Below are 22949 nucleotides of genomic sequence, written 5' to 3'. Positions count from 1 at the left end.
TCAAAAGGGAGCGGGCCCGCTCCCCCGAAGGGAAACGGGCCCGCACAAGACGCTTCAGGCGCTGCTTCAGGCGTCCTTGGACTCTTCCTTGGAGTCGTCCTTGGGCTCCTCGGAAGCGGCCTCGGCCTCGGCCGGGGTCTCGTCCTTCTTGAGGTCCGCCACGGCCTCGTCACCAGCGGCGTCCTTGGCGGAACGCTTGGTCGCGGCCTCGGCCTCACCGACAGCCTGCTGCTGCACGGTCAGGGCCTCCACCAGCTCGATGACGGCCATGGGCGCGTTGTCGCCACGGCGGTTACCGATCTTGGTGATGCGGGTGTAGCCACCCGGGCGGTTGTCGTAGCGCGGGCCGATCTCGGTGAAGAGGGTGTGCACGACGCTCTTGTTCGTGATCGTGCGCATGACCTGACGACGGTTGTGCAGGTCGCCGTTCTTCGCCTTGGTGATCAGACGCTCCGCGACCGGACGCAGACGGCGGGCCTTCGCCTCGGTCGTGGTGATGCGGCCGTGCTCGAAAAGGTCGGTGGCGAGGTTCGCCAGCATGGCCTTCTGGTGCGCGGCGCTGCCGCCCAGACGGGCACCCTTGGTGGGCTTCGGCATGGTGTCTCTCCTTCGTTGTCCCTGCACCGGCCGTACGAGGTACCGGTGGCAGTCCCGGCCGTATCAGGTACCGGATTTCCTGTGACCCCGCCCCGTCCAGGAGCGAGGGGATGCCCCCGTCAGGGGGCCGCGCCCCGAAGGAACGCGGGTGCCCCGTCAGGCAGCGCGCCCGAAGGGACGCGGGTGCCCCGATAGGGGCGCGGGGAACTGCGCGACCAGCCGAAGCGGACCCGCAGCTCCCCAACAACAGCACGGGGCAGACGCTCAATCCCCAAAGGACCAAGTGTCAGCGCTCAGTACTGCTCGGTCTCCACGCTGCATTCTCGCGGGGGACGACCCCCGCACCCCCAGCCGGAGGCGCGGGCGCCAATATCTCAGTACTGCTCGGTCTCCACAAAACCGGCGTCCGCGTCGTCGTCGGCGCCGAAGGCGTCGGCCGCGGCGGTCGGGTCGAACCCGGGAGGCGAGTCCTTCAGCGCCAGGCCCATACCGGCCAGCTTCGCCTTGACCTCGTCGATCGACTTCGCACCGAAGTTGCGGATGTCGAGCAGGTCCGCCTCCGAGCGGGCCACCAGCTCGCCCACGGAGTGGATGCCCTCGCGCTTGAGGCAGTTGTACGAGCGGACCGTGAGCTCCAGCTCCTCGATCGGCAGCGCCAGATCCGCGGCGAGCGCGGCGTCCGTCGGCGACGGGCCCATGTCGATGCCCTCGGCGTCGACGTTCAGCTCGCGCGCCAGACCGAACAGCTCGACCAGCGTCTTGCCGGCCGACGCCATCGCGTCACGCGGACGCATGGCCTGCTTGGTCTCGACGTCGACGATCAGCTTGTCGAAGTCGGTGCGCTGCTCGACACGGGTGGCCTCGACCTTGTACGTGACCTTGAGCACCGGCGAGTAGATGGAGTCGACCGGGATCCGGCCGATCTCCTGGCCCACCTGCTTGTTCTGCACGGCCGAGACGTAGCCGCGACCGCGCTCGACGGTCAGCTCCATCTCCAGCTTGCCCTTGCCGTTCAGCGTGGCGAGGACCAGGTCCGGGTTGTGCACCTCGACACCGGCGGGCGGCGCGATGTCCGCCGCGGTGACCAGCCCTGGACCCTGCTTGCGCAGGTACATCACGACCGGCTCGTCGTGCTCAGAGGAGACGACGAGGGACTTGATGTTGAGGATGAGGTCGGTCACGTCCTCCTTGACGCCCGGCACGGTGGAGAACTCGTGCAGGACACCGTCGATCCGAATGCTGGTGACAGCAGCGCCGGGGATCGAGGAGAGGAGCGTGCGACGCAGGGAGTTGCCGAGGGTGTAGCCGAAGCCCGGCTCCAGCGGCTCGATCACGAACCGGGAGCGGAACTCGTCGACGACCTCTTCGGTCAGAGAGGGACGCTGAGCGATCAGCATGAGAGGTGTACTCCAGTCTTCGGCACCCGCTATTTGATGCCGAGCCAGACAACGGTGCTTTCAAGGATACGGGCGGAACCACCCTTTTGCGCGGCTCCGCCCGTGTCCGGGGTGAGATCTGCTCCGGATTACTTGGAGTAGAGCTCGACGATCAACTGCTCCTGCACCTGGGTGTCGATCACCGGGCGCTCGGGCAGCGAATGCACGAGGATCCGCAGCTTCGACGGAATCGACTCCAGCCAGGCCGGAACCGTCTTCTCGCCGGCCTCCGCAGCCGCCACCTGGAAGGGGGTCAGGTTACGGGAGGACGCGCGGACCTCGATGATGTCGTTCACGGACACGCGAGCCGACGGGATGTCGGTCTTGCGGCCGTTCACGGCGATGTGGCCGTGCTTGACCAGCTGACGTGCGTGGTCGCGGGACTTGGCGAAGCCGGCCCGGTAGACCACGTTGTCCAGACGGGTTTCGAGGATCCGCAGCAGGTTCTCACCAGTCTTGCCCTGCTGACGGTTGGCCTCGTTGAAATACCCGCGGAACTGCTTCTCAAGAACCCCGTAAATACGAGCGGCCTTCTGCTTCTCACGCTTCTGGAGAAGGTACTCGGAGTCCTTGGTGCGCCCGCGACCGTGCTCACCCGGGGGGTAAGGACGGATCTCGATCGGGCACTTCGCGCTCTCGCACTTGCTCCCCTTGAGGAAGAGCTTCTGCTTCTCCCGACGGCAACGCTTGCAGTCGGCCCCGGTGTAACGCGCCATTATCTACTTGTCTCCTACGTCAGTGGGTCAGACTCGGCGGCGCTTCGGCGGGCGGCAGCCGTTGTGCGGGGTCGGGGTGACGTCCTGGATGGACCCGACCTCGAGGCCGGTGGCCTGGAGCGAGCGGATCGCGGTCTCACGACCGGAACCCGGACCCTTGACGAAGACGTCGACCTTGCGCATGCCGTGCTCCTGCGCGCGGCGGGCGGCGTTCTCGGCCGCCATCTGCGCCGCGAACGGCGTCGACTTGCGCGAGCCCTTGAAGCCGACGTGGCCGGCCGAGGCCCAGGAGATCACGTTGCCCGTGGGGTCAGTGATCGACACGATGGTGTTGTTGAACGTGCTCTTGATGTGAGCGTGCCCGTGGGCAACGTTCTTCTTTTCCTTGCGGCGCACCTTCTTGGCGCCCGCCGTACGGCCCTTCGGAGGCATAAATGAACTCTCCCGTGGAGGTGGTCGGTCCTACTGCGCGGACCGCTTCAAAAGCGTCCGGCGTGGACTACTTCTTGCCCGGCTTCTTCTTGCCGGCGATTGCGCGACGCGGACCCTTGCGGGTACGGGCGTTGGTCTTCGTGCGCTGACCGTGGACCGGGAGGCCGCGCCGGTGGCGCAGACCCTCGTAGCAGCCGATCTCGACCTTGCGGCGGATGTCGGCCTGGATCTCCCGGCGGAGGTCACCCTCGACCTGGAGATTGTTGTCCACGAACTCGCGGATCTTGACCATGTCCTCCTCGGACAGGTCACGAACGCGGGTGTCCGGGTTGATACCGGTCTCACTCAGGGTCTGCTGGGCACGGGTACGACCAATGCCGAAGACGTAGGTGAGGGCGACCTCGACGCGCTTTTCACGCGGGAGATCGACGCCTGCGAGGCGTGCCATTGATGTGGCTCCTGATTGCTCGTCGGAGGTCTTCCACAGCACCGTCCCTTGCGCGTACACGCCGTACGGGCAAGGTCCCCGGCCTCCGACCGGGGGTGTCGTCCCCACCGACATGAAAACCGATCACGGCGGGGGGTCGGGCGTCTGCGTATGTACTTTTCGCTATGCGTCGCGCGAAGAGTGCGAAGTGCGTAGGAAAGGGGTCTGGAAGCTTCAGCCCTGGCGCTGCTTGTGGCGCAGGTTGTCGCAAATGACCATGACCCGGCCGTGGCGGCGGATCACCTTGCACTTGTCGCAGATCTTCTTGACGCTCGGCTTGACCTTCATGGGATTGAGGCTCTCCGGGTCAGGCCGCACCCTCACGGGACCCTCATGGGAGGCGAGGCCGCGGCTCGATCTGTCGGTCTACTTGTAGCGGTAGACGATCCGCCCGCGCGTCAGGTCGTACGGAGAAAGCTCCACTACGACCCGGTCGTCGGGAAGGATACGGATGTAGTGCATCCGCATCTTGCCGCTGATGTGCGCGAGGACCTGGTGCCCGTTCTGGAGCTCCACCTTGAACATCGCGTTCGGGAGAGACTCGACGACGGTGCCCTCGATCTCGATGGCCCCTTGTTTTTTGGCCATGCTCTAGCGCTTCACCTTCCGGGATCGGCTACCTGGGGTGGTCCGGGCATACGGATACACCTGGACCGACGAGCCAGTCTACGCCACAACCACCCGGAAAGACGAATTCGTGGATTCTCCCCGAACTCCAAGATCAATAACCGTCGAACGGCCGGATTCCGGCCAAATCATCACTCGACGTGACCGGTCCGGCGCATTACGCGGCCCGCCGTCACCCGGCGTCACGCCGCCCCCACGCCGCCGCTCCCACGACACCTGCGGGGCCCGCGAAGGGGGCGCTCGGCCCAGCGGGTCAGCCCAGCGGGTCGGGAGCCGCCGTCACGCCCAGCTCCGCCAGCTTCGCCTTGCCGCCGTCCGGAGCCGTCAGCACGACGGGCCCCTCCTCGGTCAGCGCGACGGAGTGCTCCCAGTGGCTGGACCAGGTGCCGTCGTTCGTCTTGACCGTCCAGTCGTCCTCGAGGACGTGGGTCTTGGCCGTGCCGAGGCTCACCATGGGCTCGATGGCCAGGCACATCCCGGGCACCAGCTTGGGGCCTCGGCCACGGCGGCGGTCCACGTAGTTCAGCAGGTGCGGGTCCATGTGCATCTGGGAGCCGATGCCGTGGCCGCCGTAGTCCTCGACAATCCCGTACTTGCCGGAGGCCGGACGCGGCTGGCGGCGGATGTAGCCCTCGATGGCCTTGGAGACGTCCACCAGGCGGTTGCCCTTGCGGACGGCGGCGATGCCCGCCCACATCGACTCCTCCGTCACCCTGCTCAGCTCGTGCAGCTCGGCCGCGTGCCCCTCGCCGACGAAGACCGTCAGCGCCGCGTCGCCGTGCCAGCCGTCGATGATCGCGCCCGCGTCGATGGAGAGCAGATCGCCGGACTTCAGCACGGTCTCGCGGTCCGGGATGCCGTGGACCACGACGTCGTTGACGGAGGTGCAGATGTTGCCGGGGAAGCCGCCGTACCCCAGGAAGTTCGGCTTGGCGCCGTGGTCGGCCAGCACCTTGGCCGCGACCTCGTCCAGGTCCTTCGTCGTCGCGCCCGGCACGGCGGCCTCGGCACACGCCTTGTGCATCGCGGCGACCACCAGCCCGGCCGCGCGCATCTTCGCGATCTGCTCGGGGGTCTTGATCTCCACCATGCGGCTGACGCCTTCCTGGACTTCCTGGAACCGACTACGTCGCACTTCCCGCGCGCACCCGCGCACGGACGTGCCCCTTACACGATACGGCCGCGGCACCCCGAAGGGCACCGCGACCGTGGCCGGACGGACCGCGCGGCCCCGCAGGGCCGTCGCGTCAGTCCCGTCCCAGAGCGCGCATGGCGCGCTCCGTCACCTCGCCGACCTTGCCCAGCGCGGAGATCGTCGTGACCAGATCCTGCGCCTTGTAGTGGTCGATGATCGGCTCGGTCTCGCTGTGGTAGACCGCGAGGCGCTTGCGCACCGTCTCCTCGCGGTCGTCGTCACGCTGATACAGCTCGCCGCCGCACGCGTCGCACACGCCGTCCTTCTTCGGAGGGCTGTACTCGACGTGGAAGACGTGGCTGCTGTCGCTGCGGCAGATGCGCCGTCCGGCGATCCGCTTCACGACCTCGTCCTCGGGGACCTCCAGGTCGAGAACGGCGTCGAGCTTCGTGCCCTTCTCCTCCAGAAGCGCGTCGAGCGCCTCGGCCTGGGCGATGTTGCGCGGGAAGCCGTCGAGCAGGAAGCCGTCCTCGGCGTCCGACTCCTCCATGCGGTCGCGCGCCATCCCTATGGTGACCTCGTCCGGTACGAGCTGACCCGCCCGCATGTACTCCTGCGCCTGCTGCCCGAGCGGGGTGCCCTGGCTGATGTTGGCGCGGAAGAGGTCGCCCGTCGAGATGTGCGGGATCGACAGGTTCTTGGCCAGGAACGCCGCCTGCGTTCCCTTACCCGCGCCAGGCGGTCCGACGAGGACGATACGCATCAGCGGAGGAACCCTTCGTAATGGCGCTGCTGAAGCTGGCTCTCGATCTGCTTCACGGTCTCAAGCCCGACACCCACGATGATCAGGATGCTCGTCCCGCCGAACGGGAAGTCCTGCTGAGCGTTGAACATGATCAGCGCGACCGTCGGAACCAGTGCGATCAGACCCAGATAGAGCGACCCCGGCCACGTGATGCGGTTCAGCACGTAGCTCAGGTACTCCGCCGTGGGACGACCTGCCCGGATACCCGGGATGAAGCCACCATACTTCTTCATGTTGTCGGCAACTTCTTCGGGGTTGAAGGAGATGGCGACGTAGAAGAAGGCGAAGAAGACAATCAGCAGGAAATACGTGGCGATGTAGATCGGGTGGTCGCCCTTGACGAAGTGGGCTTGAATCCACTCGGCCCAGCCCGCCTGGGATCCGCTGAACTGAACGATCAGTGCCGGAATGTAGAGCAGCGACGACGCGAAGATGACGGGAATCACACCCGCCTGATTGACCTTCAGCGGGATGTAGGTGGACGTACCACCGTAGCTGCGGCGGCCGATCATGCGCTTCGCGTACTGCACGGGAATCCTGCGCTGTGCCTGCTCGACGAAGACGACGAGCGCCACCATGGCGAGACCGCAGACGATGACGGCGCCGAACTCGATCCAGCCGTCGGCCAGCTTGCCCTGCTTCTTGATGGCCCACAGAGCCCCGGGGAAGCCCGCGGCGATCGAGGTGAACATGAGGATCGACATGCCGTTGCCGATGCCCTTGTCGGTGACCAGTTCACCGAGCCACATGATGAGCGCCGTACCGGCCGTCATCGTGATGACCATGGTGATGGTCGTGAAGATGGACTGATCGGGAATGATCTGGTCGCGCACCTGGCACTGGGGGAAGAGGGAGCCGCTGCGTGCCGTCGCCACCAGGCCGGTCGCCTGGAGGACGGACAGCGCCACGGTGAGATAACGCGTGTACTGCGTGATCTTCCCCTGGCCCGCCTGGCCCTCCTTCTTGAGGGCTTCGAGACGCGGGATGACCACGACGAGCAGCTGGAGGATGATGCTCGCCGTGATGTACGGCATGATGCCGAGCGCGAAGATGGTCAACTGCAGCAGCGCACCACCGCTGAACATATTGACCAGCCCGAAGAGCCCCTGGCTTCCTGAGGCCTCCTTCATGCACTGGTTGACGTTCTCAAAGCTGACGCCTGGAACCGGAATGTGTGCCCCGAGCCGGAAGAGCACCATGATGGCCAGCGTGAAGAGCAGCTTCTTGCGCAGGTCGGGCGTCTGAAACGCCCGGGCGAACGCGGTGAGCACGGTGCCTCCTGCGCCCCCCGCGTTCGCTACGCGAGAGGTGACGGTCTTGAGGATCGACAGATATCAACAGTGCACGCCACCTTACCGGCGACCGTGCCCGCCGTGGAACGACTGACCGGGGATGCCCCGTTGGGACATCCCCGGCCTGTCAGTCAACGAACTCAGACAAGTTCGGTGACGGTGCCACCGGCTGCGGTGATCTTCTCCTGCGCGGAGCCGGAGACCTTGTCGACGGTCACCTGCAACGCGACGGAGATCTCGCCGGTGCCGAGCACCTTCACGAGCTCGTTCTTGCGAACAGCGCCCTTGGCGACCAGATCGGCCACCGTGACCTCGCCACCCTCGGGGTAGAGCGCGGCCAGCTTCTCCAGGTTCACCACCTGGAAGTGCTTGTGGGCGGGGTTCCGGAAGCCCTTGAGCTTGGGCAGCCGCATGTGCAGCGGCATCTGCCCACCCTCGAAGCGCTCCGGCACCTGGTAGCGGGCCTTGGTGCCCTTGGTGCCACGACCAGCGGTCTTGCCCTTGGACGCCTCACCACGACCCACGCGGGTCTTGGCGGTCTTGGCGCCAGGAGCCGGCCGGAGGTTGTGGACCTTCAGCGGGTTGTTCTCCGCCATCTCAGTCGACCTCCTCGACCGTGATGAGGTGCCGCACGGTGTGCAGCTGACCCCGGACCACGGGGCTGTCCTCACGCACGGCCACGTCGTTGACGCGCTTCAGACCGAGGGTCCGCAGCGTGTCCCTGTGGTTCTGCTTGGTCCCGATGACGGAACGCGACTGCGTGATCTTCAGGCGAGCCATTACGCACTCACCCCGGCACGCGCCCGCAGCAGAGCGGCGGGTGCAACGTCCTCGAGCGGCAGACCGCGACGGGCGGCGATCTCCTCGGGGCGCTGAAGCCCGCGAAGAGCACCCACCGTGGCGTGCACGATGTTGATCGGGTTCGACGAGCCGAGCGACTTGCTCAGCACGTCGTGGATGCCCGCGCACTCCAGCACGGCACGCACCGGGCCACCGGCGATCACACCGGTACCGGGCGAAGCCGGCTTGAGCAGCACGACGCCCGCGGCTTCCTCACCCTGGATCGGGTGGGGAATCGTGCCCTGGATACGGGGGACCTTGAAGAAGTGCTTCTTGGCCTCCTCAACGCCCTTGGCGATGGCGGCCGGCACCTCCTTGGCCTTGCCGTAACCGACACCCACGGTGCCGTCACCGTCGCCCACCACGACCAGCGCGGTGAAGCTGAAGCGACGACCACCCTTCACTACCTTGGCGACGCGGTTGATCGCGACGACGCGCTCGACGTACGCGGTCTTCTCGGCGGCGGCGCCGCCGTCCCGGCCCTTACGGTCCCGCCGCTCGCCGCCACCGGCGCCGCCACCGCGGCGCTGGGGTCCAGCCATTGGAATTACCTCTCTCGTTTACGTCCGCTAGCTCGGAACCTGGCTCAGAACTTGAGCCCGGCCTCGCGGGCGGCGTCAGCCAGAGCGGCAATCCGCCCTGCGTACTTGTTGCCACCGCGGTCGAACACGACGGCCTCGACACCCGCGGCCTTCGCACGCTCGGCGACCAGTGCGCCGACCTGCTTGGCCTGCTCGCCCTTGCCGGACTCGCCACCGCGGACAGAGCTGTCCAGGTGCGAGGCCGAGGCCAGCGTGTGGCCCGCGACGTCGTCGATGACCTGAGCGGTGATACCGCGGTTCGTGCGCGTCACGACCAGGCGAGGGCGCTCGGGCGTGCCCGAGACCTTCTTGCGGATGCGGATGTGACGGCGCTTGGCGGCGGCGCGCTTGTAGGCGTCGCCCTTAGCGATCTTCACGCCGTATGCCATGGCTACTTACCAGCCTTTCCGACCTTGCGGCGGATGGTCTCGCCCGCGTACTTGACGCCCTTGGCCTTGTACGGGTCGGGCTTCCGCAGCTTGCGGATGTTCGCGGCGACCTCGCCGACCTGCTGCTTGTCGATGCCCTCGACCGAGAACTTGGTCGGCGACTCGACCTTGAAGGAGATGCCTTCCGGCGCCTCAATCAGGATCGGGTGGCTGTAGCCCAGCGAGAACTCCAGGTTGGAGCCCTTGGCCTGGACGCGGTAACCCACACCGCTGATTTCGAGGTCCTTGCTGAATCCCGCGGTCACGCCAGTGATCATGTTCGCCACCAGCGTGCGGGACAGGCCGTGCAGGGCCTTGTTCCGGCTCTCGTCGTTGGGCCGGGTGACGACGATCTCGCCGTCCTCGCCCTTGGCGATCTCGATGGGCGCGGAAACGGTGACCGAGAGGGCGCCCTTGGGGCCCTTCACGTTGACCGTCTGGCCATCGAGGGTGACGTCCACACCGGCGGGAACCTGGATGGGGAGCTTGCCGATTCGCGACATTGCTTTGCCTCCGTTCCCTTCCGTTACCAGACGTAGGCGAGGACTTCCCCACCCACGCCCTTCTTCTGCGCCTGCTTGTCGGTGAGGAGACCGTGCGACGTGGAGATGATCGCCACGCCCAGGCCGCCGAGCACCTTCGGCAGGTTGGTGGACTTTGCGTAGACCCGCAGACCCGGCTTCGAGATCCGCTTGATGCCTGCGATCGAGCGCTCGCGGTTCGGGCCGAACTTCAGCTCGAGAACGAGGCTCTTGCCCACCTGGGCGTCCTCGGTCTTCCAGCCGGTGATGTAGCCCTCCTGCTGGAGGATCTCCGCGATGTGCGACTTGATCTTGCTGTGAGGCATCACGACGGTGTCGTGGTACGCCGAGTTCGCGTTTCGCAGACGCGTCAGCATGTCTGCGATCGGATCGGTCATGGTCATGTGATGGCCTTCGGCCTCTCTCGCCGGGGTTTCCTGTATGCGCCCTCCCTCTCCCCGTGCGAGGACGGGACGGGTGGGGTGCGGGGACCTACGGCGTAGTAAGACGGTCATGGGCGGCGGGCGCCCAACCCCACAAGGCTAAGCCATGCGGGATCGGACTCCGCGCCGTCCTTGATGCTCTTACCGAGAGTCCTGGCTGGCCCTCCTGCCGCCATCCGGCTCCCGCTCAGGGGCGGTTCACCGGTCGGCGGACATTGTGCGGAGGGTTACCAGGAGCTCTTGGTCACGCCCGGCAGCTCGCCACGGTGAGCCATCTCACGAAGGCACACGCGGCACAGGCCGAACTTGCGGTAGACAGAGTGCGGACGGCCGCAGCGCTGGCAGCGCGTGTAGCCACGCACCGCGAACTTCGGCTTCCGGCTGGCCTTGGAGATCAGAGCCTTCTTCGCCATGATCAGTTCTCCTTGAACGGGAAGCCGAGGTGACGAAGGAGGGACCGACCCTCGTCGTCGTTGGACGCCGTCGTGACCACGGTGATGTCCATGCCCCGGACCCGGTCGATCTTGTCCTGGTCGATCTCGTGGAACATGACCTGCTCCGTGAGACCGAAGGTGTAGTTGCCCCTGCCGTCGAACTGCTTCGGCGACAGACCGCGGAAGTCGCGGATGCGCGGCAGCGCGAGCGACAGCAGGCGGTCGAGGAACTCCCACATGCGGTCGCCGCGAAGCGTCACGTGGCAACCGATCGGCTGGCCCTCACGCAGCTTGAACTGCGCGATGGACTTACGGGCCTTGGTCACGGCGGGCTTCTGGCCGGTGATCGTGGTGAGGTCCTTGATGGCACCCTCGATCAGCTTGGAGTCGCGGGCGGCGTCGCCCACACCCATGTTGACCACGATCTTGGTCAGGCCAGGGATCTGCATGACGTTCTCGTACGAGAACTCGTCCTGGAGCTTGCCCTGGATCTCGGAGCGGTAGCGCTGCTTGAGGCGCGGGGCTTCAGTGGTGGCAGTCATCAGATGTCCTCACCGGTCCGCTTGGCAACGCGGATCTTGTTGCCGTCCTCGTCGAAGCGGTAACCGACGCGGGTCACGACCTTCGAGCCGTCCTTCTCCACGACGAGCTGAACGTTGCTCACGTGAACGGGGGCCTCGGTCGTCACGATGCCGCCGGTCTTCGAACCACGAGCGGTCTGGCCGGCCTTGGTGTGCTTCTTGACCCGGTTGACACCCTCGACCAGGACGCGGTCCTCGCGGGGGAAGGCCGCGATGACCTTGCCCTGCTTGCCCTTGTCCTTGCCGGTGATGACCTGAACCAGGTCGCCCTTCTTGATCTTCATGGTCACAGCACCTCCGGCGCGAGGGAGATGATCTTCATGAACTTCTTCTCGCGCAGCTCACGGCCCACCGGGCCGAAGATACGGGTGCCGCGGGGGTCGCCATCGTTCTTGAGGATGACGGCCGCGTTCTCGTCGAAGCGGATGTACGAGCCGTCGGGGCGGCGGCGCTCCTTCACGGTGCGCACGATGACAGCCTTGACGATGTCGCCCTTCTTCACGTTCCCGCCCGGGATCGCGTCCTTGACGGTAGCGACAATGACGTCACCGATGCCCGCGTAGCGCCGGCCCGAGCCGCCGAGCACACGGATGGTGAGAATTTCCTTCGCACCCGTGTTGTCGGCGACGCGAAGCCGAGACTCCTGCTGGATCACGTCTATCTCCTGTGTGTCTGCCGGTTCCCCCGGGGCCGACTCTCAGCGAGCCGGCCCCGGGAGCCTGGCGGAACGAACTCCGAGGGGCCCCCATGTACTTTTCTGGGGCCTCGGAGAATTACTTGGCCTTCTCGAGGATCTCGACGATGCGCCAGCGCTTGGTCGCGGACAGCGGCCGGGTCTCCATGAGGAGGACGCGGTCGCCGACGCCAGCGGCGTTCTGCTCGTCGTGCGCCTTGAGCTTGTTCGTACGGCGGATGACCTTGCCGTACAGCGCGTGCTTGACGCGGTCCTCGACGGCGACGACGACGGTCTTGTCCATCTTGTCGCTGACGACCAGACCCTCGCGGGTCTTGCGGAAGCCGCGGTCCTGCTGCCTCTGTTCAGTCACATTCGTCTCGCTCATCAGGCGCTCTCCACCGTCTCGATGCCCAGCTCGCGCTCACGCATCAGGGTGTAGATCCGGGCGATGTCCTTGCGCACGGCCTTGAGACGGCCGTGGTTCTCAAGCTGTCCGGTCGCCGCCTGGAAGCGGAGATTGAACAGCTCCTCCTTGGACTCGCGAAGCTTGCCGACAAGCTCCTCGTTGCCCAGCTCGCGCAGCTCGGACGCCTTGGTTCCGGCCGCCATCACGACTCACCTGCCTCGCGCCGAACGATCCGGCACTTCATCGGAAGCTTGTGGGCGGCGCGGGTCAGCGCCTCCTTGGCAATCTTCTCGTTCGGGTAGGACAGCTCGAACATCACCCGACCGGGCTTGACGTTCGCGATCCACCACTCCGGCGAACCCTTACCGGAACCCATGCGGGTCTCAGCGGGCTTCTTGGTCAGCGGGCGGTCCGGGTAAATGTTGATCCAGACCTTGCCGCCGCGCTTGATGTGACGGGTCATGGAGATACGAGCTGCCTCGATCTGCCTGTTCGTCACGTACGCGGCGGTGACGGCCTGGATGCCGTACTCACCGAAAGCAACTTCGGTGCCACCCTTCGCCATGCCCTTGCGCTTCGGGTGGTGCTGCTTGCGGTGCTTGACCCTGCGAGGGATCAGCATTGTGGTCAGGCCTCCCTTCCGGCGGAGCCGGACAGACCAGCGGAGTCGGTGCTCTCAGCCCCGGCGCCAGCCGGCGCGTCGGCCTTGGGGGCCTCGGCAGCGGCGCCATTCTGCTGCTGCGGCTTGCGGCCACGACCGCCACGCTCGCCACCACGACGGGGGCGGTCGTTACCGCCACCACGCGACGGGCGGTTGCCCGCCCGGGCGGCGGCGTTCTCGGCGCGGACCTCAGCGATGTTCTTGACGTCGCCCTTGTAGATCCAGACCTTCACGCCGATGCGGCCGAAGGTGGTCTTGGCCTCGAAGAAGCCGTAGTCGACGTTCGCGCGGAGCGTGTGCAGGGGCACACGGCCCTCGCGGTAGAACTCCGAGCGGGACATCTCGGCGCCGCCGAGACGGCCGCCGCACTGGATCTTGATGCCCTTGGCCCCGGCCTTCATCGCCGTCTGCATGCTCTTGCGCATGGCGCGACGGAACGAGACGCGGGAGGACAGCTGCTCGGCGACCGCCTGGGCCACGAGCTGCGCGTCCGTCTCGGGGTTCTTGACCTCGAGGATGTTGAACTGGATCTGCTTGCCGGTCAGCTTCTCCAGGTTGCCCCGGAGACGGTCGGCCTCCGCGCCGCGGCGGCCGATGACGATGCCCGGCCGGGCGGTGTGGACGTCGACGCGGACGCGGTCACGCGTGCGCTCGATCTCCACCTTGGAGATGCCGGCCCGCTCCATGCCCTGCGTGAGCATCTTGCGGATCGCGACGTCTTCCTTGACGTAGTCCTTGTACAGCTTGTCGGCGTACCACCGCGACTTGAAGTCGGTGGTGATGCCGAGCCGGAACCCGTGCGGGTTTACCTTCTGGCCCATTACCGGGTTCCTTCCTTGCTGCTCACGACCACGGTGATGTGGCTCGTCCGCTTGCGGATCCGGTAGGCGCGGCCCTGGGCGCGCGGCCGGAACCGCTTCAGGGTCGGGCCCTCGTCGACGTACGCCTCGGAGATGTAGAGGCTGTCGGCGTCCGTGTGGTCGTAGTTGTGCGCGGCGTTGGCGATGGCGCTGTCCAGCACCTTGCCCACCGGCACGCTCGCGGCCTGCGGGGCGAAACGCAGGACCGCCTGAGCCTCCGTGGCAGCCATGCCACGGACGAGGTCCACCACCCGGCGGGCCTTCATGGGCGTGACACGCACGTAGCGCGCCTGGGCCCTGGCTTCCATGGTTGTCCCTTCGGTGTCAGTCATGTCTTCACACCCCGCCCATCAACGACGACGCGACTTGCGGTCGTCCTTGACGTGGCCGCGGAAGGTGCGGGTCGGCGCAAACTCGCCGAGCTTGTGGCCGACCATCGACTCGGTGATGAACACCGGGACGTGCTTACGGCCGTCGTGCACCGCGATCGTGTGGCCCAGCATCGCCGGGACGATCATCGAGCGGCGAGACCAGGTCTTGATGACGTTCTTGGTGCCCGCTTCGTTCTGCGCTTCCACCTTCTTCATGAGGTGGGCGTCTACGAAGGGCCCCTTCTTGAGACTGCGCGGCATCGAAAACCCCGCCTCCTAGCGCTTCTTGTTCGTCTTGCGGCGGCGGACGATGTACTTGTTGCTGGCCTTCTTCGGCGAGCGCGTACGGCCTTCCTTCTGGCCCCACGGCGACACCGGGTGACGACCACCAGAGGTACGACCCTCACCACCACCGTGCGGGTGGTCGATCGGGTTCATCACGACACCGCGAACGGTCGGGCGGACGCCCTTCCAGCGCATGCGGCCGGCCTTGCCCCAGTTGATGTTCGACTGCTCGGCGTTGCCGACCTCGCCAACGGTGGCGCGGCAGCGGACGTCGACCAGGCGGATCTCACCGGACGGCATGCGCAGGTGGGCCATGCGGCCCTCCTTGGCCAGGAGCTGCACGGACGCACCGGCGGAGCGGGCGAACTTCGCGCCGCCGCCGGGCCGCAGCTCGATGGCGTGGATGGTCGTACCGACCGGGATGTAGCGCAGCGGCAGGTTGTTCCCCGGCTTGATGTCGGCGCCCTGGCCGTTCTCGATCCGGTGGCCCTGCTCGATGCCGCGCGGCGCGAGGATGTAGCGCTTCTCGCCGTCGGCGTAGTGCAGGAGCGCGATGCGCGCGGTGCGGTTGGGGTCGTACTCGATGTGCGCGACCTTCGCCGGCACGCCGTCCTTGTCGTGCCGACGGAAGTCGATCACGCGGTAGGCGCGCTTGTGCCCACCACCCTGGTGGCGAGCGGTCACACGACCGGCGTTGTTACGGCCGCCCTTGCTGTGCAGCGGGCGGACCAGCGACTTCTCCGGCGTGGACCGCGTGACCTCGACGAAGTCGGCGACGCTGGAGCCACGACGGCCCGGAGTCGTCGGCTTGTACTTGCGGATACCCATTTCTCAGTCCTCGTCCGATATCGGACGGCTCCTGTCTCCGTTAGGAGACGGGGCCGCCGAAGATGTCGATACGGTCGCCCTCAGCGAGGGTCACGATGGCGCGCTTCGAGTCGGCGCGCTTCCCGTAACCGGTGCGGGTGCGCTTGCGCTTGCCCTGCCGGTTGATCGTGTTGACCCCGGTGACCTTGACCGAGAAGACCGCCTCGACGGCCTGCTTGATCTGGGTCTTGTTGGCGCGCGGGTCGACGATGAACGTGTACTTGTTCTCGTCCAGCAGCGCGTAGCTCTTCTCCGAGACCACCGGCTTGATCAGAAGGTCACGGGGGTCCGTGAACGTCTTGCTGGTGACCTCGGCGACAGTCTGCTCGCTCATCAGGCGTCGCTCCCTTCGAGCTCAGCCCCGGCCTGCTTCGGGCCGGTCACGAAGGACTCGAAGGCGGCCTTCGTGAAGACCACGTCGTCGGAGACGAGCACGTCGTACGTGTTGAGCTGCCCCGGCTCCAGGATGTGCACCTGGGGCAGGTTGCGGGCGGAGAGCCACGCGGCCTCGTCGGCGCGCTCGGCGACCAGCAGCACGTGCTTGCGCTCGCTGATCTTGCCCAGCAGCGTCTTCGCCGCCTTCGTGGAGACCTCGCCCTCGACCACGCCGGAGACGACGTGGACGCGGTCGTGGCGGGCCCGGTCCGAGAGGGCACCGCGCAGCGCGGCGGCCTTCATCTTCTTCGGGGTCCGCTGCGAGTAGTCACGCGGCTGCGGGCCGTGGACGACGCCACCGCCTGCGAACTGCGGAGCGCGGACCGAACCCTGACGGGCGCGGCCTGTGCCCTTCTGGCGGTACGGCTTCTTGCCGCCGCCGCGGACCTCGCCGCGCGTCTTGGTCTTGTGCGTGCCCTGACGGGCAGCGGCCAGCTGGGCGACGACGACCTGGTGGATCAGCGGAACGCTGACCTGCACGTCGAAGATCTCCGAGGGGAGCTCGACGGTCCCGGCCTTGTCGCCTGCCGGCGAAAGGATGTCAATGGTGCTCATCGGTTACCTCAGGCCCCCTTGGCCGCGGTACGGACCAGGACGAGGCCGCCGTTCGGACCGGGGACTGCGCCCTTGATGAGCAGCAGGCCCTTCTCCGCGTCAACGGCATGGACGGTCAGGTTCTGGGTGGTGACCCGCTCATTGCCCATACGGCCAGCCATGCGGGTGCCCTTGAAGACGCGGCCCGGGGTGGCGCAGCCACCGATGGCGCCCGGCTTGCGGTGCACGCGGTGGGCACCGTGCGATGCCTTGCCGCCGTGGAAGCCGTGCCGCTTCATGCCACCTGCGAAGCCCTTGCCCTTGGACTTTCCGGTGACGTCGACCTTGCCGCCTGCCTCGAAGGTGTCGGCGCTGACTTCCTGGCCGAGCGTGTACTCGCTGGCGTCGGAGGTGCGCAGCTCCACCAGGTGGCGGCGCGGGGTGACGTCGGCCTTGGCGAAGTGGCCCTTGAGGGGCTTGTTCACCTTGCGCGGGTCGATCTCGCCGAAGGCGATCTGGACGGCCTCGTAGCCGTCCTTGTCTGCGGTGCGGACCTGGGTGACGACATTGGGTCCGGCCTTGACTACGGTCACGGGGACAACGCGGTTGTTGTCGTCCCAGACCTGGGTCATGCCGAGCTTCTCGCCCAGGACGCCCTTGATCTGCTTAGCCATCTTCAGCGCACCCCTCAGAGCTTGATCTCGATGTCGACGCCGGCCGGAAGGTCCAGGCGCATCAGCGAGTCAACGGTCTTCGGCGTCGGGTCGAGGATGTCGATCAGGCGCTTGTGGGTACGCATCTCGAAGTGCTCGCGCGCGTCCTTGTACTTGTGCGGCGACTTGATGACGCAGTACACGTTCTTCTCAGTGGGCAGCGGCACCGGGCCCGCGACCGACGCACCAGTGCGGGTCACCGTCTCGACGATCTTCTTCGCCGAGGTGTCGATGACCTCGTGGTCGTAGGCCTTGAGCCGGATGCGGATCTTCTGTCCCGCCATGGCTACTTCGTAGTCCTGTCTCTCGTAACGCTCTGGACCCCGTGGGTCCCGTGCCCCCTCACCCCGTCGGGCCGACCCACGCGGTCGGGCGTGTCGTGCCCCTACTCGAATTTCTCCGAATGAGGTTTTCCTGGGGAGGAAGAGGCGGTATGACCCACCGGGTGCCCTGGCTGGAAGCCCCTCCTGCGCTTCCCGGAAGATTCCCGTATTTCCGTCCCTGATAAGGGACGACGAATACGCTGGGACTCGCTTCCGGTCCTCCCGGCGGGAGGCGCACAGCATCGGCACTCAACCGAGCAACCTGGACAGTGTGCCACAGTGCGTTTGGGTCACGCCAACCGGCGTCACGCCCGGGTTGACCGGCACCCACGGGCCTCGTCGGCCCCTACGGAGCCCGGCAGCGACCCGGTGACGGGCCGACGGCGCTCCAGCCGCGCAGCATTACCAGACTCCCCCATACCTCCGCAAGCCCTCGATGCCGTGACAGAGAGATACGGCCGACCGCTTTTCGGGTACGGGCGCGGGGTGCGGGTGTGACGGACGTTACGGCGCGGGGCGGGCGCGGGCGGTGGTGACATCGTGCCGGGAACACCCTTGCGCGGTGTCGCACGTACTTGCCTAGCGTGACTCCTTGAGACGGGCCAGGGGCGGGCAGAAACCGGGCAGGGGGGAGGCGCGCGCGATGGGTGCCGGAGACGGCGAGGGCCGCGGGGGCGGTCAGGGCGGCGGTCAGGGCGGCGGTCAGGGCGACGTCAACTGGAACAAGGAGTCCCTCGATCTGATCGAGAAGGGGCTCAAGAAGGCCATCGGCGAGCTGAAGGAGTCCGGCAGCTCGGCGACCTCCTCGCTCCAGGGCGCGGGCTTCGAAGAGCTGTCCCTCACGCACATGGAGGCGGGGCACCCCGGTCTGGCGGGGGACTTCGAGGACTTCTGCGAGAGGTGGGAGTGGGGCGTGCGCGCCCTGGTCCAGAACGCGAACGGCCTGGCGCAGCGCCTCGGGCTGGCAGCGGGCATGGCCTACGAGGAGGACCGGTACGCGGCGGGGACGTTCAAGATCGCGCTGAACTCGGTCTCCTACACCGGCAACCCGCACGCGAGCGAGGAGGACGTCGCCGAGCAGGGCTGGGGCGACATCATGACGCCCGACGCGCCGGACTACAGCGCCGAGTCCTTCGAGCGTGCGGGCGACGACATCGGCCAGGACTGGAAGGACACCGCCAGGGAGGTCACCTCCACGGGGCGCGGCGGCATGTACACGGATCTCGCCCAGGAGATGTCCGGCGTCAGCGACGAGCAGGTCGAGGAGCAGCGGGACGAGTGGTTCGGCCCCTCCCCCGAGGAACGGGCGGCGGAGCAGCAGGGGCGGGGACAAGGGGGCGAGGGCTGATGGGGTGGCGTGACTTCGTACCGGACTCCGTCGAGGACAAGGGCGAGGAGCTCGTCGAGGACGCGGGCGACAGCATCGAGGGCATCGGCAACTGGGGCGCCGACCGGCTCGACGAGGCGGGCTGGGAGGGCGGCGCCGACTGGGTGCGGGGCACCTCGCGCTCGGCGGCGAACAGGCTCGGCGCCGACGTGGCCGAGCTGCAACTGGACCAGAGCGACGACCCCGCGAAGCTGGTCTACGGCAGCCCAGGCAAGCTGCGCGCGACCGCAGGGCACCTCGCGGACTTCAAGTCCGCGTTCGACGACGTCGCCAAGGGCCTGGGCGGCCTGCACGAGGGGACGCTGAGGGGCAAGGCAGCGGACGCCTTCTGGGAGAAGGTCGGGCTGGAACCGGCCAAGTGGATCAAGGCCGCTGACGCCTGCGAGAAGGCCGCCGGAGCGCTGGAGGACTTCGCGCACACCGTGGAGTGGGCCCAGGGCCAGGCCCGCGAGGCCATCGCCAAGTACAAGGACGACAAGAAGAAGGAGGGAGCGGAGCAGCTCAACGAGGCCCGCGCCCAGCGCGACGCGGCGGCGGCCCGCGCGCGCAGCGCCGTACAGGCCGCCCGAGACGCTGCCCCGCCCAAGCCCGACTACGCGGACCAGGTCGGCGACGGCCTCACCGGCATGCAGCTCGACGCCACCCACCTCGCCGGGGGCATCGTCAAGGGCACCGCGGGCCTCAACAACTTCGTGCGCGGCATCAACCCGCTGGACCCGTACAACGTCACGCACCCCGCCGAGTACGCCACCCACCTCAACTCCACGGTCACAGGGCTCGCCCGCGTCGCCAACGACCCCGTCGGCACCGGCAAGCAGATGTGGGACACCTTCCAGAAGGACGGCGCCGAGGGCCTGGGCCGCCTCTTCCCCGAGCTGCTGGGCACAAAGGGCCTCGGCATGGCGACGAAGGCGGGGCGGGCTGGGAAGCTCGCGAAGGAGGCGTCGGATGGGCGCGGCGCGCTCCAGGAGAAGGGGCCCGCGCAGTCGGCGCGGAAGACCGAGGAGACCCCGTCCAAGAACTCCGACCCCATCGATCTGTCCACGGGGCGCATGTATCTGCCCCAGACCGATCTGGCACTCGCCGGAGCCCTGCCGCTCGTCTTCACCCGCCGCGTGGAGTCCGGCTACCGGCTGGGGCGCTGGTTCGGCCCGTCCTGGTCCTCGACGGTCGACCAGCGGCTGGAGATCGACGCGGAGGGCGTCGTCCTCGTCGCGGAGGACGGGCGCCTGCTGTCGTACCCGCACCCGGCGCCCGGCGTCCCCACCCTGCCGTCGGCGGGCGCGGCCCGCATGCCCCTGGAGCGCACCCCGGACGGCGGCTACACGCTCACGGACCCCGACACGGGGTGGACGCGGCACTTCGCGCCACCGGAGGACACCTCGTACGCGGGCGGCACGGGCGGGGACGGCACCGGCGGGGACGGCACGGCCCGGATCGAGCAGCTCACCGACCGCAACGGCGACAGCATCACCTTCGAGTACGACCCGGCCACGGGCGCGCCCGCGCGGCTGGTCCACAGCGGCGGCTACGAGGTGACGCTGACGACCGAGGACGGCCGCGTCACGGCGCTCGGCCTCGTACAGCCCGACGGCACCGTCCAGCGGGTCATGTCCTACGCCTACACCGACGGCGGCCTGACCGCCGTCACCAACTCCTCCGGGCGCCCCCTGCGCTTCGAGTACGACGACGAGCGCCGCGTCATCGCCTGGACCGACACCAACGGCCGCCGCTACGACTACGTCTACGACAACCTGCACCGCTGCATCGCCGAGGGCGGCACCGAGGGTCATATGCAGGTCCGCGTCGACTACGACGGCACCGACGCGGCGACAGGGCACCGGGTCACCACGCTGACGACCGCCTCCGGACACGCGACGCGGACCCTCTTCGACGGGCACGGCCTGGAGTCCGGCGAGATCGACCCGCTGGGCCACCGCACCGCCACGGAGCGGGACGCGCACAACCGCCCGCTGTCCCACACCGACGCACGGGGCGGGACGACGACGTTCACGTACGACGAGGCGGGCCGCCCGGCCGGGGTGACACGCCCCGACGGCACGACGACGTCCGTCGTCCGGAACCGTCTGGGCCTCCCCACGGTCGTCACGGACCCGGACGGCGCCGTCTGGCGCCAGGAGTGGGACGAGCGCGGCAACCGCACCTCCCTCACGGACCCCGCGGGCCACACCACCCACTACACGTACGACGGCCGCGGCCACCTCGCGACGGTGACCGACGCCCTGGGCGCGGTGACGCGCGTGCGGTGCGACGCGGCGGGCCTCCCCGTCGAGATCACCGACCCCCTGGGCGCGGTCACCCGCTACGCGCGCGACGCCTTCGGCCGCCCCGTCCGCGTCACGGACCCGCTGGGCGCGGTCACGGAGCTGTCCTGGACCGTCGAGGGCAAGCTGCGCCACCGCACCACGCCGGACGGTGCGACGGAGCGCTGGGAGTGGGACGGCGAGGGCAACTGCACGCGCCACGTCGATGCGGCGGGCGGCGCGACGACGTACGAGTACACCCACTTCGACGCCGTGACAGCCCGCACGGGCCCGGACGGCGTCCGGCACGAGTTCGCGTACGACGCCGAGCTGCGGCTGACGGAGGTGCGGAACCCACAGGGCCTGACCTGGTCCTACACCTACGACCCGGCGGGCCGCCTGGTCGCGGAGCGCGACTTCGACGACCGCGAGCAGCGGTACGAGCTGGACGCGGCGGGCGCGCTGGTGCGCCGTACGACCCCGCTCGGCGAGGAGATCGCGTACGAGCGGGACGCGCTGGGACGCATCTCGCGCAAGGACGCGGCGGGCGCGGTCACCACGTACGCCTATGACTCGGCGGGCCGCCTCATGGAAGCGGCCGGTCCCGATGCCTCGATCCGCTATCAGCGCGACAAGCTGGGCCGCGTCAGAACGGAGCTGGTCAACGGCCGCGCCCTCACCCACACGTACGACGCGCTGGGCCGCCGCGTCCGCCGCGTCACCCCGACCGGGGCCGTCTCCACCAGCACGTACGACGCGGCGGACAACCGCACCTCGCTGACGGCCTCCGGCCACACCCTGGACTTCGCCCACGACGCGGCGGGCCGCGAGACGGAGCGCCGCATCGGCCCCGAGGGCCTCACCCTCACCCAGACGTGGGACCCGTCGGGCCTGCTGACCTCCCAGTCACTGACCGCGCCGCACACGGCCCAGGTGCAGCACCGCGCGTACACCTACCGCCCCGACGGCTACCTCACGGCCGTGGACGACCTCCTCGCCGGGCGCAGCACCTTCGACCTGGACGCGGTCGGCCGCGTGACGGCGGTCCGCGCGCGGGGCTGGACGGAGCGGTACGCGTACGACGAGGCGGGCAACCAGACGGACGCGTCCTGGCCCGCTGACCACGCCGCGCCGGAGGCGACAGGGCCCCGTACGTACGCGGGCACGGCGATCACGTCGGCGGGCCGGGTCCGCTACGAGCACGACGGCGCCGGGCGCATCACCCTCCGCCAGAAGGCCCGCCTCTCGAAGAAGCCGGACACCTGGCGCCACACCTGGGACGCGGAGGACCGCCTCACGTCGGTGACCACGCCCGACGGCACCGTCTGGCACTACGCGTACGACCCCCTGGGCCGCCGCGTCGCGAAGCACTCCGCGACGGAACGCGTCGACTTCACCTGGGACGGCCCCACCCTCGTCGAACAGACCACCCACGCCCCTGCCCTCCCCCACCCCGTCACCCTCACCTGGGACCACCGGGGCTTCACCCCGCTGACCCAGACGGAACGCCTCACCGACGAGACCACCCAGCGCGAAATAGACGCCCGCTTCTACGCGATCGTCACCGACCTGGTGGGCACCCCCACCGAACTGGTCGACGAACGGGGCACCATCGCCTGGCGCACCCGCACCACCCTCTGGGGCACCACGACATGGAACACCGACGCCACGACGTACACCCCTCTCCGCTTCCCAGGCCAATACCACGACCCAAATGCTTTGCCAACCGGGGAAGGTCGGCGGACTGTGGAGGCATGGACATAACCACAGGTCAGACAGTCAGTGCAGGTTCCACCGTGCCCGCCTCGCTCC

Annotated in this window: 33 protein-coding genes; 2 read left to right on the top strand and 31 right to left on the bottom strand. The window is 68.0% G+C overall.

Annotated elements, in window-relative coordinates; translation table 11 throughout:
- Window positions 1-66: 66 nt before the first annotated feature.
- From rplQ to rpsJ, 31 genes are all read right to left on the bottom strand, one after another.
- Window positions 67-597: a 50S ribosomal protein L17 gene (gene rplQ / locus ACYVOO_RS15735; RefSeq protein WP_461016260.1), complete on the bottom strand. Its 531-nt coding sequence runs from the start codon at window positions 595-597 to the stop codon at window positions 67-69.
- A gap of 374 nt (window positions 598-971) precedes the next feature.
- Window positions 972-1994 (bottom strand): DNA-directed RNA polymerase subunit alpha, encoded by a 1023-nt coding sequence (locus tag ACYVOO_RS15730; protein WP_019354927.1) that lies wholly within the window; start codon window positions 1992-1994, stop codon window positions 972-974.
- Between the two features lie 128 nt (window positions 1995-2122).
- Complete coding sequence (rpsD, locus tag ACYVOO_RS15725; RefSeq protein ID WP_453346775.1) at window positions 2123-2749, bottom strand: 30S ribosomal protein S4; 627 nt, start codon at window positions 2747-2749, stop codon at window positions 2123-2125.
- Between the two features lie 27 nt (window positions 2750-2776).
- Window positions 2777-3181: a 30S ribosomal protein S11 gene (rpsK, locus tag ACYVOO_RS15720; protein WP_016473404.1), complete on the bottom strand. Its 405-nt coding sequence runs from the start codon at window positions 3179-3181 to the stop codon at window positions 2777-2779.
- Window positions 3182-3248: 67 nt separating this feature from the next.
- On the bottom strand, window positions 3249-3629 hold the full coding sequence (gene rpsM, locus ACYVOO_RS15715; RefSeq protein ID WP_453346776.1) for a 30S ribosomal protein S13: 381 nt from the start codon (window positions 3627-3629) through the stop codon (window positions 3249-3251).
- Window positions 3630-3842: 213 nt separating this feature from the next.
- The gene (gene rpmJ, locus ACYVOO_RS15710) at window positions 3843-3956 is read right to left on the bottom strand and encodes a 50S ribosomal protein L36 (protein WP_003956441.1); all 114 of its coding nucleotides are present in this window, start codon (window positions 3954-3956) and stop codon (window positions 3843-3845) included.
- Between the two features lie 78 nt (window positions 3957-4034).
- Entirely contained in the window at window positions 4035-4256 is a 222-nt protein-coding gene (gene infA / locus ACYVOO_RS15705) for a translation initiation factor IF-1 (protein WP_003948620.1), read from the bottom strand.
- 292 nt (window positions 4257-4548) lie between these two features.
- The gene (gene map, locus ACYVOO_RS15700; protein WP_461016259.1) at window positions 4549-5385 is read right to left on the bottom strand and encodes a type I methionyl aminopeptidase; all 837 of its coding nucleotides are present in this window, start codon (window positions 5383-5385) and stop codon (window positions 4549-4551) included.
- Between the two features lie 157 nt (window positions 5386-5542).
- Window positions 5543-6193 (bottom strand): adenylate kinase, encoded by a 651-nt coding sequence (locus ACYVOO_RS15695; RefSeq protein ID WP_461016258.1) that lies wholly within the window; start codon window positions 6191-6193, stop codon window positions 5543-5545.
- Window positions 6193-7506, bottom strand: coding sequence for a preprotein translocase subunit SecY (secY, locus tag ACYVOO_RS15690; protein WP_453346779.1), 1314 nt, complete (start codon window positions 7504-7506; stop codon window positions 6193-6195). Before secY ends, ACYVOO_RS15695 begins: the two co-directional genes overlap by 1 nt.
- 161 nt (window positions 7507-7667) lie before the next feature.
- Window positions 7668-8123: a 50S ribosomal protein L15 gene (rplO, locus tag ACYVOO_RS15685; RefSeq protein WP_453346780.1), complete on the bottom strand. Its 456-nt coding sequence runs from the start codon at window positions 8121-8123 to the stop codon at window positions 7668-7670.
- Between the two features lies 1 nt (window position 8124).
- Complete coding sequence (gene rpmD, locus ACYVOO_RS15680; RefSeq protein WP_453346781.1) at window positions 8125-8307, bottom strand: 50S ribosomal protein L30; 183 nt, start codon at window positions 8305-8307, stop codon at window positions 8125-8127.
- Window positions 8307-8909, bottom strand: coding sequence for a 30S ribosomal protein S5 (gene rpsE / locus ACYVOO_RS15675; RefSeq protein ID WP_453346782.1), 603 nt, complete (start codon window positions 8907-8909; stop codon window positions 8307-8309). Before rpsE ends, rpmD begins: the two co-directional genes overlap by 1 nt.
- A 44-nt stretch (window positions 8910-8953) precedes the next feature.
- Window positions 8954-9337: a 50S ribosomal protein L18 gene (gene rplR / locus ACYVOO_RS15670; protein ID WP_453346783.1), complete on the bottom strand. Its 384-nt coding sequence runs from the start codon at window positions 9335-9337 to the stop codon at window positions 8954-8956.
- A 2-nt stretch (window positions 9338-9339) separates the two neighbouring features.
- Window positions 9340-9879, bottom strand: coding sequence for a 50S ribosomal protein L6 (rplF, locus tag ACYVOO_RS15665; RefSeq protein WP_453346784.1), 540 nt, complete (start codon window positions 9877-9879; stop codon window positions 9340-9342).
- A 23-nt stretch (window positions 9880-9902) separates the two neighbouring features.
- A complete protein-coding gene (gene rpsH, locus ACYVOO_RS15660) occupies window positions 9903-10301 on the bottom strand; it encodes a 30S ribosomal protein S8 (RefSeq protein WP_453346785.1) in 399 nt (132 codons plus the stop codon).
- Window positions 10302-10567: 266 nt separating this feature from the next.
- Complete coding sequence (locus ACYVOO_RS15655; RefSeq protein WP_208876095.1) at window positions 10568-10753, bottom strand: type Z 30S ribosomal protein S14; 186 nt, start codon at window positions 10751-10753, stop codon at window positions 10568-10570.
- A 2-nt stretch (window positions 10754-10755) separates the two neighbouring features.
- Complete coding sequence (gene rplE / locus ACYVOO_RS15650) at window positions 10756-11316, bottom strand: 50S ribosomal protein L5 (protein WP_461016257.1); 561 nt, start codon at window positions 11314-11316, stop codon at window positions 10756-10758.
- Window positions 11316-11639 (bottom strand): 50S ribosomal protein L24, encoded by a 324-nt coding sequence (rplX, locus tag ACYVOO_RS15645; RefSeq protein ID WP_453346787.1) that lies wholly within the window; start codon window positions 11637-11639, stop codon window positions 11316-11318. The genes rplE and rplX overlap by 1 nt, the downstream gene beginning before the upstream one ends.
- Window positions 11640-11641: 2 nt before the next feature.
- Complete coding sequence (gene rplN, locus ACYVOO_RS15640; protein WP_016473418.1) at window positions 11642-12010, bottom strand: 50S ribosomal protein L14; 369 nt, start codon at window positions 12008-12010, stop codon at window positions 11642-11644.
- A 118-nt stretch (window positions 12011-12128) separates the two neighbouring features.
- A complete protein-coding gene (rpsQ, locus tag ACYVOO_RS15635; RefSeq protein ID WP_461016256.1) occupies window positions 12129-12416 on the bottom strand; it encodes a 30S ribosomal protein S17 in 288 nt (95 codons plus the stop codon).
- Window positions 12416-12640 (bottom strand): 50S ribosomal protein L29, encoded by a 225-nt coding sequence (gene rpmC, locus ACYVOO_RS15630; protein WP_345748018.1) that lies wholly within the window; start codon window positions 12638-12640, stop codon window positions 12416-12418. The genes rpsQ and rpmC overlap by 1 nt, the downstream gene beginning before the upstream one ends.
- The gene (gene rplP / locus ACYVOO_RS15625; protein ID WP_453346789.1) at window positions 12640-13059 is read right to left on the bottom strand and encodes a 50S ribosomal protein L16; all 420 of its coding nucleotides are present in this window, start codon (window positions 13057-13059) and stop codon (window positions 12640-12642) included. The genes rpmC and rplP overlap by 1 nt, the downstream gene beginning before the upstream one ends.
- A 5-nt stretch (window positions 13060-13064) precedes the next feature.
- Complete coding sequence (rpsC, locus tag ACYVOO_RS15620; protein WP_461016255.1) at window positions 13065-13919, bottom strand: 30S ribosomal protein S3; 855 nt, start codon at window positions 13917-13919, stop codon at window positions 13065-13067.
- A complete protein-coding gene (rplV, locus tag ACYVOO_RS15615) occupies window positions 13919-14266 on the bottom strand; it encodes a 50S ribosomal protein L22 (protein ID WP_453346891.1) in 348 nt (115 codons plus the stop codon). Before rplV ends, rpsC begins: the two co-directional genes overlap by 1 nt.
- Before the next feature lie 42 nt (window positions 14267-14308).
- Entirely contained in the window at window positions 14309-14590 is a 282-nt protein-coding gene (rpsS, locus tag ACYVOO_RS15610) for a 30S ribosomal protein S19 (protein ID WP_453346791.1), read from the bottom strand.
- A 15-nt stretch (window positions 14591-14605) separates the two neighbouring features.
- The gene (gene rplB / locus ACYVOO_RS15605; protein WP_453346792.1) at window positions 14606-15442 is read right to left on the bottom strand and encodes a 50S ribosomal protein L2; all 837 of its coding nucleotides are present in this window, start codon (window positions 15440-15442) and stop codon (window positions 14606-14608) included.
- Window positions 15443-15482: 40 nt separating this feature from the next.
- On the bottom strand, window positions 15483-15815 hold the full coding sequence (gene rplW / locus ACYVOO_RS15600; RefSeq protein ID WP_453346793.1) for a 50S ribosomal protein L23: 333 nt from the start codon (window positions 15813-15815) through the stop codon (window positions 15483-15485).
- Window positions 15815-16471, bottom strand: a complete 657-nt coding sequence (gene rplD / locus ACYVOO_RS15595) for a 50S ribosomal protein L4 (protein WP_453346794.1) — start codon at window positions 16469-16471, stop codon at window positions 15815-15817. The genes rplW and rplD overlap by 1 nt, the downstream gene beginning before the upstream one ends.
- 8 nt (window positions 16472-16479) lie before the next feature.
- Window positions 16480-17124 carry a 50S ribosomal protein L3 gene (gene rplC / locus ACYVOO_RS15590; RefSeq protein WP_453346795.1) on the bottom strand — a complete coding sequence of 215 codons (645 nt, stop codon included), beginning with the start codon at window positions 17122-17124 and terminating at the stop codon, window positions 16480-16482.
- 14 nt (window positions 17125-17138) lie between these two features.
- The gene (rpsJ, locus tag ACYVOO_RS15585) at window positions 17139-17447 is read right to left on the bottom strand and encodes a 30S ribosomal protein S10 (protein ID WP_159481494.1); all 309 of its coding nucleotides are present in this window, start codon (window positions 17445-17447) and stop codon (window positions 17139-17141) included.
- A 682-nt stretch (window positions 17448-18129) separates the two neighbouring features.
- Here rpsJ and ACYVOO_RS15580 point away from each other — a divergent pair.
- Window positions 18130-18834 (top strand): hypothetical protein, encoded by a 705-nt coding sequence (locus ACYVOO_RS15580; RefSeq protein ID WP_461016254.1) that lies wholly within the window; start codon window positions 18130-18132, stop codon window positions 18832-18834.
- Window positions 18834-22901, top strand: a complete 4068-nt coding sequence (locus ACYVOO_RS15575) for a putative T7SS-secreted protein (RefSeq protein WP_461016253.1) — start codon at window positions 18834-18836, stop codon at window positions 22899-22901. The genes ACYVOO_RS15580 and ACYVOO_RS15575 overlap by 1 nt, the downstream gene beginning before the upstream one ends.
- Window positions 22902-22949 lie beyond the last annotated feature (48 nt).

It is taken from the genome of Streptomyces daliensis, from assembly GCF_054782395.1.
This window is presented reverse-complemented; position numbering and strand designations above follow the sequence as displayed.